The 9038-nt window shown below is 41.2% G+C and carries 6 protein-coding genes, 2 tRNA genes and 1 pseudogene; 3 read left to right on the top strand and 6 right to left on the bottom strand.

Features of this window, described 5'->3' with window-relative positions:
• From KIM67_RS08165 to mutS, 5 genes and pseudogenes are all read right to left on the bottom strand, one after another.
• Positions 1 to 265, bottom strand: a pseudogene (locus tag KIM67_RS08165) (hypothetical protein); the annotation flags it as partial.
• Between the two features lie 34 nt (positions 266 to 299).
• Complete coding sequence (locus KIM67_RS08160; protein ID WP_213830840.1) at positions 300 to 1028, bottom strand: hypothetical protein; 729 nt, start codon at positions 1026 to 1028, stop codon at positions 300 to 302.
• Between the two features lie 438 nt (positions 1029 to 1466).
• Positions 1467 to 1551 (bottom strand) — tRNA-Leu (locus KIM67_RS08155).
• A 72-nt stretch (positions 1552 to 1623) separates the two neighbouring features.
• Positions 1624 to 1696 (bottom strand) — tRNA-Gly (locus KIM67_RS08150).
• 257 nt (positions 1697 to 1953) lie between these two features.
• A complete protein-coding gene (gene mutS, locus KIM67_RS08145; RefSeq protein WP_213830839.1) occupies positions 1954 to 4536 on the bottom strand; it encodes a DNA mismatch repair protein MutS in 2583 nt (860 codons plus the stop codon).
• A gap of 146 nt (positions 4537 to 4682) precedes the next feature.
• Here mutS and KIM67_RS08140 point away from each other — a divergent pair, with 146 nt between their 5' ends.
• Positions 4683 to 5249: an RNA methyltransferase gene (locus KIM67_RS08140; protein ID WP_213830838.1), complete on the top strand. Its 567-nt coding sequence runs from the start codon at positions 4683 to 4685 to the stop codon at positions 5247 to 5249.
• Positions 5250 to 5347: 98 nt separating this feature from the next.
• On the opposite strand, the gene folK is transcribed toward KIM67_RS08140, so the two are convergent.
• On the bottom strand, positions 5348 to 6493 hold the full coding sequence (gene folK / locus KIM67_RS08135) for a 2-amino-4-hydroxy-6-hydroxymethyldihydropteridine diphosphokinase (protein ID WP_213830837.1): 1146 nt from the start codon (positions 6491 to 6493) through the stop codon (positions 5348 to 5350).
• A 71-nt stretch (positions 6494 to 6564) separates the two neighbouring features.
• Between folK and sppA the strand changes: the two genes are divergently transcribed.
• Complete coding sequence (sppA, locus tag KIM67_RS08130; protein ID WP_213830836.1) at positions 6565 to 8325, top strand: signal peptide peptidase SppA; 1761 nt, start codon at positions 6565 to 6567, stop codon at positions 8323 to 8325.
• A gap of 3 nt (positions 8326 to 8328) precedes the next feature.
• Entirely contained in the window at positions 8329 to 9036 is a 708-nt protein-coding gene (locus KIM67_RS08125; RefSeq protein WP_213830835.1) for a queuosine precursor transporter, read from the top strand.
• Positions 9037 to 9038 lie beyond the last annotated feature (2 nt).

Raw genomic sequence — 9038 nt, 5'->3', positions numbered from 1 at the left:
TGGAATCCTTAAAGGCGACATTGTCCGTTCTTGTGCCTTCCAGCACCATGGTCACATGGCCGTATTTGGCAAGTTCCCCGTAACCGGTGCCGTTGGCCCCGTCCTCGCCGTTCTCGCCATTGGTGCCATTGGTTCCGTTCTGTCCTTTCTTTCCGTTGTTCCCATCTATACCGTTTGTTCCGTCGGCTCCATCCTCGGGAGCGCAAGAAACCGTGCATAGCGACAGGGTGCAAAGGGCAATGCCCAACAATTTTAATAGCTTCATGATCTTATGTTTTATGATTTTTGTTTTATGGTTATTATTCGTCGTCCGGTAGCGGGATCTGTTCCAAAAGGGTTACGTCCACTGCTCCCGTAACGGTCAGGTCATTTTCTGAACTGTTGCCATCAGCCGTTGCCAAGAGCCTATATGCAAAAGAAAGGTGGTTGGTATCTGGGTCGAAGGCCATATCGGAGAATTCGAACTCGGGAATAAGGGTGTTCGGCATACCTGATGAAAAGAAGTCGTTCATAATGAAGAACTTGCCATCATCTATAACGGCATGGTTATTTATGGTTATGGTTGCATTAAGTAAAGATTCATCTTCCTCCCCAACATTGTTGATCAGGATATAAAAGGAGATGAAGTTATCGTTATGGATATCATCGGGATTGGCATAGAAGCGAGCAATTTGAAATTGATAGGTGGCGCCCCCCCCAAACGGAAAGATCTGCACATCGTTTGTAGAATTTAATACGCCGGCCTCCACGGGCGCGAACCTATAGGTTTTGGAATCGGAAAACGGTTCATCGTCCGGCCGGGTGCCTACCAACTGTACAGTAATGTCACCGAACTTTGTCAGTTCATCAAAACCGACACCGTCCTGTCCGTTTTGCCCATTAACGCCATTGGTCCCGTTACTGCCGTTGTCCCCATCTTTTCCTTCGATCCCATCAATGCCGTCCGTTCCATCTTCCCCGTCCGAGCAAGAGATCGTGCACAGTGCCAAGGCACATATGGCAATGGTACATAGTCTAAATAATTTCATGATTTTAGGTTTTAAACTTAATATTGGGCGAAAATAGGGCGCTGGCCAATTTATATAGGGTGTGGATTGACGGATGGCCGTTTTGGATTGACGGATGCCTTGTATGGATTTTTGTGGGAGGGGTCTTTGATCCCTAATTGGGTTTAGTTCCCCGCGGTTTGGCCTGTTCTTTTGTCTTGTTTCGTCTTACGTATTCGAACACGGATCTCACGTATTGTCACGAATTTTTTAAACGAACCCATTTGGAACTTGATGTTTTAATGCTTTGTGGACTTGCCCCGAGGATTATTGACCAAGACAAATAATCTGAAGATCAAAGAATAACTGGGCTTGTTATGTTCAAATTGGGGATTTGCTTATGAGGTAGTGCACAAAGCCCCGTTTTTATGTGCTTTGCTCCATAAAAAAAGCCCTTACTAAGTAAAGGCTTTTTAATCGTACTCGAGGCGGGACTTGAACCCGCACGGCCACAATGGCCATTGGATTTTAAGTCCAACGTGTCTACCAATTCCACCACTCGAGCCTAAATACCAAATAAGGTATTTAAATTTTATAAAAAAACTCCACTCCAGTAGACTGAGCGGAGTCGAAGTTGAGCGAAAAACGGGATTCGAACCCGCGACCTCCACCTTGGCAAGGTGATGCTCTACCAACTGAGCTATTTTCGCGTTTTATAAAAAAGCGATAAGAGCAAGATTCTTTTCAAATCTTATGCTCTACTCCCGATAGCTATCGGGAAGCTATTTTCGCATTTTAAAAGAACATCAATAAACATCAGTTTTACCGATGCGGATGCAAATTTAATACATTTCTGCAAACCCCAAAGAATTTTCAATCCGAAAATTCTTTGGGGTTTGTCATTCCGCACTTGTTGCGAAATCTTCTTTTCCGATTGTATCCTTACCAAGGGAAGAATTGGCAAATTTCAAGAACTTGCCTTTTTCTTTTTCCCCAACAACCGTTTGATCTCGTTGAGTTTCATTAGAGCTTCAACCGGGGTGAGCGTATCAATGTCCAAATGCAGTATCTCCTCTTTGATTTCCTCCAAAAGCGGGTCGTCCAAATTAAAAAAGCTAAGCTGCATCTCGTTCTGTGCCGCTTGCAGCTTGTCCGTCATTTCTTCACTGGAATGGGATTTTTCAAGTTTCTTAAGAATTTTATTGGCTTTAAGAATCACCTGTTGCGGCATTCCTGCCATTTTTGCCACATGGATGCCAAAGCTATGCTCACTACCGCCGGGAACCAGTTTCCGTAAGAAAAGAACATTGTTCTTCAGTTCTTTTACGGATACATTATAATTTTTGATTCTACCGAACGTATTCGTCATTTCGTTGAGCTCGTGGTAGTGTGTTGCAAAAAGTGTTTTTGCTTTTGTAGGGTGCTCATGCAGGTATTCTGATATGGCCCATGCTATGGAAATACCATCATACGTACTGGTTCCCCTACCGATCTCATCCAAGAGTACCAAACTGCGCTCTGAAAGATTGTTCAAAATAGAGGCGGTCTCGTTCATTTCCACCATAAAGGTAGATTCTCCCATAGAGATATTGTCACTGGCGCCCACACGAGTAAAAATCTTGTCCACAACCCCAATTTTGGCTGAAGAAGCAGGAACAAAACTTCCCATTTGGGCAAGAAGCACAACAAGCGCCGTCTGGCGAAGTATAGCGGACTTACCGCTCATATTTGGACCGGTAATCATAATGATCTGTTGTGTATCCCTGTTCAGGACCACATCATTGGTAATATAGCTTTCTCCCAGCGGCAACTGTTTTTCAATAACGGGATGTCGCCCATCTTTGATTTCTAAATCTGTTGAGGAGCTCATCTCTGGATTTACATATGCATTTTCTTTTGCCAATTGGGCAAATCCGCAGAGACAGTCCAGTTGTGCGATCAAATGGGCATTTTTTTGAACGGGGCCAATGTACTCCTGCATCCAAACCAATAATTGCTCGAACAATTGCTGCTCTAAACTATAGATCCGCTCTTCGGCACCAAGAATTTTGGTCTCATATTCTTTTAGTTCCTCAGTGATGTAGCGTTCTGCATTGACAAGGGTTTGCTTACGTATCCAAGATTCCGGTACCTTGTCCCTATGGGTGTTACGTACTTCAATGTAATATCCAAAAACGTTGTTGGATGCTATTTTAAGCGAAGAGATTCCCGTTTCCTCGGTTTCTCGCTGTAGCATCTTGTCGAGGTAATCCTTGCTCGAAAAAGCCAAATCCCTAAGTTCGTCCAATTCCGAAGAGTATCCTTCCGCTATCGTACTGCCTTTTGCTAAATTTACGGGTGCAGTTTCGTTCAGCACCTCTTTTATTTTGGTGCGAAGTGCTTCACAAGTATCCAATTTTTTACCAATATCCTGCAAGGAAACATCCAAACTTTCACATGCCAATTGTTTTATGGGAACAACGGCCTCAAGAGAATTTTTAAGCTGGATAACTTCTTTTGGGTTTATTTTTCCTGTGGCCAGTTTTGATATTAACCGCTCTAAGTCCCCAATTTGCTTGATCCATTGTTGGATTTTATCAAGTGGGGCTTCTTCCTCTTTTAAGAATGAGACTACTTGATGGCGTTGCTGTATTTTATCGATATTTTTTAGGGGCAGGGCCAACCATCTTTTTAAAAGCCTTCCGCCCATTGGGGAAATCGTTTTGTCGATTACGTCCAAAAGCGTAACTGCATTTATATTGTTGGATTGATATAATTCAAGGTTGCGAATGGTGAAGCGGTCCATCCAAACATATTCCTCTTCGGCAATTCTTTGGATTTTATTGATGTGCTGCAGTTGCCGATGTTGCGTCTCGGACAAATAATGTAATACCGCTCCAGCCGAAACAATGCCATAATTGAGGTGTTCAATGCCAAAACCTTGAAGACTTTTTGTTTTGAAATGATTGTTCAAGCTTTCATGGGCATAATCTTCTTGAAAGATCCAATCTTCGAGAAAGAAACTATGATAGTGCGACCCAAATATTTCTAAAAACTCTTTCCTATGGTTTTTGGAAACCAAAACCTCGTTGGGTGCAAAATTCTGAAGCAATTTGTCCATTTGTTCCGCAGACCCCTCTGAAGTTAGAAATTCTCCAGTTGAAATATCCAAGAACGAGATTCCAAATTTCTTTCGTCCAAAATGCAGGGCACATAAAAAATTGTTGCTTTTTGCGGACAAAATATCATCGTTGAGGGCCACTCCGGGCGTCACCAGCTCAGTTACGCCACGTTTTACGATGGTCTTGGTCTGTTTTGGGTCTTCGAGCTGATCACAGATAGCCACGCGTTGCCCTGCTTTTACCAACTTGGGCAGATACGTATTTAAAGAATGGTGTGGAAAGCCGGCCAGTTCCGTTTTGTCACCACCGTTGTTTCGGTGGGTGAGAATGATTCCTAAAATCTTGGAAGCTTTAATAGCATCTTCTCCAAAGGTTTCGTAAAAATCACCAACCCTGAACAATAGCAATGCATCAGGATGTTTGGTCTTGATAGCATTGTACTGCTGCATTAAAGGGGTGACTTTCTTTGTTTTTGATGAAGCTGCCAAAGCGGTTTTATTCTTTTATTTTTGCTAATTCGGGTAAGGACGAAAATACCGTTTTAATAGTACTCCAAGAATTATTGTTGATATTTTAGGGGCAATGGTTGAAAAATATGAAGCGTAAACTAGAAAATGATGAGTTAGGTCGGTTGGATGTGACTGATTTTAAAAAAGCTGAAAAATCCCCAATTCTGTTGATTTTGGACAATATCCGCAGTCTTAATAATATTGGTTCGGTCTTTAGAACTGCTGATGCGTTCTTGATAAAGAAAATATATCTCTGTGGCATTACCGCCACACCACCTCATAAGGATATTCGAAAAACGGCCATAGGGGCCACTGAAAGCGTGGATTGGGAATATCGAAAAGACACTTTGGAGCTGGTCAAAGAACTTAAAACGATGGGTATAACAACGATTGCTGTGGAGCAGGCGGAAAACGCGGTGATGCTAAATAGTTTTCATACCGCTGAAAAATCTACTATGGCGCTTATTTTTGGAAACGAGGTCAAAGGGGTGTCGCAAGAAGTGGTCTCCGCAAGCGATCTGGTGCTGGAAATTCCTCAATTTGGGACAAAACATTCTTTGAATATTTCGGTAAGTGCAGGGGTGGTAGTGTGGGACATTTGGTCTAAAATCAATCTTCAAAAAAACAAAAAAGCCCTGAAAAATCAGGGCTAAACATATAGTTTGAGTTAGTTAGTTCCTCTATTAGAGAGGGCTAATAAAACAAAACCATTTCTTATATGCAAACATTTCCCTAAAATTCTCTTAAAATATCAAAACAACGATGAAAGAATTCGTTCATCCAATTGTTTCAAAACTTTTTCATAATCCTGCGGATTGTTCACAAAATCCAAATCACCTAAATTCAAAATCATACTATTTTGGTTTGGATGTCCTTTTATAAAATCTAAATACCCTCTGTTTATTTTATCCAGATATTGCGCATCTATATTTTGCTCATAGTCCCTTCCCCGCTTTTTAATATTGGCCAGTAATCTTTCCGTGTTTTGATAGAGATAAATATAGATTTCAGGCTTTTTTACCTCTTTGTACATGAAATTGAAAACCTTTCTGTACAAATCGAACTCCTCTTTTTGAAGCGTAATCTTTGCAAAGATCAACGATTTAAAGATGTCGTAATCGCTCACCATAAAGCTTTTGAAAAGGTCGAACTGTGAGGTATCATCCGTAAATTGTTGGTAACGATCTGCTAAAAAAGACATTTCTAAGGGAAAGGCGTAACGGGATTTGTCTTCATAGAACTTGGGAAGAAAAGCATTGTCCGCAAATCGTTCCAAGACCAATTTGGCATTAAAGTCTTCGGCAATCATTTTGGAGAGTGTTGTCTTTCCGGCGCCAATGTTGCCTTCTATAGCAATAAACTGTAATTGCGAAAAAAGGGCTGACCTGTTTTTGAACAGCTTGTATTTTGATTTCTTAACATTGCTTCGATCTTTGCATTGTTGCAGTAAATTGCGGATATCCTTGTTAAGAATGGGGTGATAGTATTGTGGTGCAATATCGGCCAACGGTTTCAGGACAAAATTTCTGGTATCCATTCTAGGATGGGGAATCTCCAGATTTTCGGTCTTAATAATTTCTCTTTCATAAAGAATAATATCAATGTCCAGTGTTCTGGATTGGTAGCCATTCGAGTGCCTTCGCTCACGGCCAAAGTCGCTCTCGATCTGTAAAATGGTATGCAGGACTTCTATGGGCGAGAACTTAGTTTCTACCATGATACAGGCATTCAAGAAATCCGCTCCCTCGAACCCTACTGCCGGGTTTTCATATACCGCCGAAACTTGTACAACCTCACCTACTTTTTCCCGAATACTAAAGATTGCCTTTTGGAGCATCAAATGGCGGTTCCCCATGTTGCTGCCCAAAGAAAGATATGTCTTTTTTGTCTCATCCATAATCAAGAAAACAAAGTAAACAAAACAATACAACAATGGTTATATTTGAATAAAAATAAAATGTTGCTTTCATGAAATTTTTAAGAAATCTATTAGCTGCAATTTTGGGATGTTTGGTAGCATTCGGACTTGTGGTGGTGATGTTTGTCATTTTTGCGACTTTAGTGGGCAGTGCAGAAGATGGTGTGGTGGTTAAGGATAATTCTATTTTGGAATTGCGTTTTACGAATCCTATAAAGGATTATGTAGGCCGTGATGAAACCGACCCTTTTGTAGGATTGTTGAGTGATGAAGCCGGACTTGACGATATTTTGCATGCTATTGAAGTTGCAAAGGGTGATGAAAAAATCAAAGGAATAAGTATAGCAACAAGTTTTTTACAAGCAGGTCTTGCACAGACCCAAGAAATACGAAAAGCGCTACTGGACTTCAAATCAGCGGGGAAGTTCATTTATGCCCATTCCGACTTTTATACCCAAAAAGACTATTATTTGGCCAGTGTGGCAGATAAAATGTACTTAAATCCTGTAGGTGGGATGGATTTTAAAGGACTTGCCACAGAAGTACTTTATTTTAAAGGCTTACAGGAAAAAACCGGCATAAAAATGGAAGTGATCCGCCATGGAAAGTACAAAGCCGCTGTAGAACCTTTTTTATCAGATACCATGAGCTCTGAAAACCGCGCCCAAATCAAGGAATTGATTACTTCATTATGGGATACCATGGTTTCTGATATTTCTGCTGCCCGTGACATTAACGAACAAGATTTAAACGCTATTGCGGACACGCTCGGTGGCAGAACGCCATCATATGCGGTAGCTTCTGGTCTTATTGATGGTAGTTTACATGCTGATCAGTATGAAGCGCTGCTCAAGGAAAAAATTGGATTGGACGAAAACACTGATGTTAATTATGTTGAATTCACCGATTACATTCAGGTAACAAGAAATAAAAGGTTACGAAAAGGAAAGGATAAAATTGCCGTGGTCTATGCTCAGGGCGAGATAATGTATGGTGAGGGAAACAAGGAGACCATTGGGCAAGGGTTGATTACAACTGCTTTGCAGAAAGCAGTGGATAACGAGAGTGTAAAAGCTATCGTTCTTCGTATAGATTCACCAGGAGGTAGTGCATTGGTATCCGATATTATCTGGAGAGAAATTGAGTTGGCAAAAGCGATAAAACCCGTGGTGGTTTCTTTTGGAAATGTTGCCGCTTCAGGAGGGTATTATATAGGTGTTGCAGGGGATAAAATTTTTGCTGAACCTACTACAATTACCGGTTCTATAGGTGTTTTTGGAGTAATCCCCAACGCAAATGAGTTAGCGGGTGATATTGGAATAAATGCAGAGCAAGTAGGAACAAATAAAAACTCGGTTGACTACTCGCTGTTCGAGCCTATGAACGAAACCTTTAGAAGTGTACTCAAGGAAGGTATAGAAGATACGTATGAAACATTTTTGGAACGGGTTGCTTCAGGTCGGAACATGAGCGTGGCACAAGTGGATTCTTTAGCGCAAGGTAGGGTTTGGAGCGGAGTGGACGCAAAAGAGAATGGTCTGGTAGATGAATTGGGAAGCTTGGACGATGCTATTGCGGCAGCGGCAGAGATGGTCGAGTTGGATGATTACGGAATACGAAAATATCCAAAATATAAATCTGATTTTGAACGGTTGATGGAAGATTTTGGAGGAGCTAAATCTAAATTGGGCGATGCTTTGATTCAAGAGGAAATAGGTCTTGAAGCATATCAGATTTTAAAAGAGCTTAAACAAATTACCGAACAAAAGGGAATTCAAGCCAAAATGCCCTTCAGCTTAAACATTAAATAAGGAATGACGCAAAAAGATAAGAAAGCTGCGTTTTCCATTTATCTGTACTTGGGCGCATTGTTCATTACTTCTTTGGTGGTCTCCAATCTTATTTTTCAAAAATTCTTTTTTTGGGAACCTTTTGGAGATACGACCGTTTTTGGCGCTCCTTTGTTCGAGCTTTCCGTTGGGATTTTACCATACCCCATAACGTTTCTGATTACGGATTTGATTTCTGAGATCTATGGAAAGAAGAAAGCCAACCAGGTGGTCACGGCAGGTATTTTCGCTTCAGTGTTCTCTATGCTCATCATCTTTATCGCCAATGAAGTTCCCGCTATTGTCGATTCGGGAATTGATGACGAAACTTTCACCAAGGTTTTTGGTTTATCTCCATTAGGCGTATTGGCATCCATGCTGGCCTACCTCTTTGCACAGTATATCGATATTTCTATCTATCACTTTTGGAAAAGGGTGACCAAGGGGAAAATGCTATGGCTCAGAAATAATTTTTCCACATTTACCTCACAGTTGGTTGATACCGTTACCGTAGTAGGGTTATTATGCGCTTTTGGTGTATTGCCATGGGATAAATTCTACGGTTTGGTCGTTAGCGGATTCCTTTTCAAAATCTTTATTGCAGCCTTCGATACCCCTTTGCTCTATCTTTTCGTATATCTAATACGTAAAAGATTTAACTTAAAAATAGGGGAGGAGATACCTTTGGATTGACG

The organism is Flagellimonas sp. 389 (assembly GCF_018449435.1).
Taxonomy (GTDB): Bacteria; Bacteroidota; Bacteroidia; order Flavobacteriales; family Flavobacteriaceae; genus Flagellimonas.
This window is presented reverse-complemented; position numbering and strand designations above follow the sequence as displayed.

Coding starts and splice junctions, on each gene's coding strand:
- sppA (WP_213830836.1), top strand. CDS start 6,565: ATGAAATTTTTAAGAAATCTATTAGCTGCAATTTTGGGATGTTTGGTA.
- KIM67_RS08160 (WP_213830840.1), bottom strand. CDS start 1,028: ATGAAATTATTTAGACTATGTACCATTGCCATATGTGCCTTGGCACTG.
- mutS (WP_213830839.1), bottom strand. CDS start 4,536: ATGCAGCAGTACAATGCTATCAAGACCAAACATCCTGATGCATTGCTA.
- KIM67_RS08125 (WP_213830835.1), top strand. CDS start 8,329: ATGACGCAAAAAGATAAGAAAGCTGCGTTTTCCATTTATCTGTACTTG.
- KIM67_RS08140 (WP_213830838.1), top strand. CDS start 4,683: ATGAAGCGTAAACTAGAAAATGATGAGTTAGGTCGGTTGGATGTGACT.
- folK (WP_213830837.1), bottom strand. CDS start 6,493: ATGGATGAGACAAAAAAGACATATCTTTCTTTGGGCAGCAACATGGGG.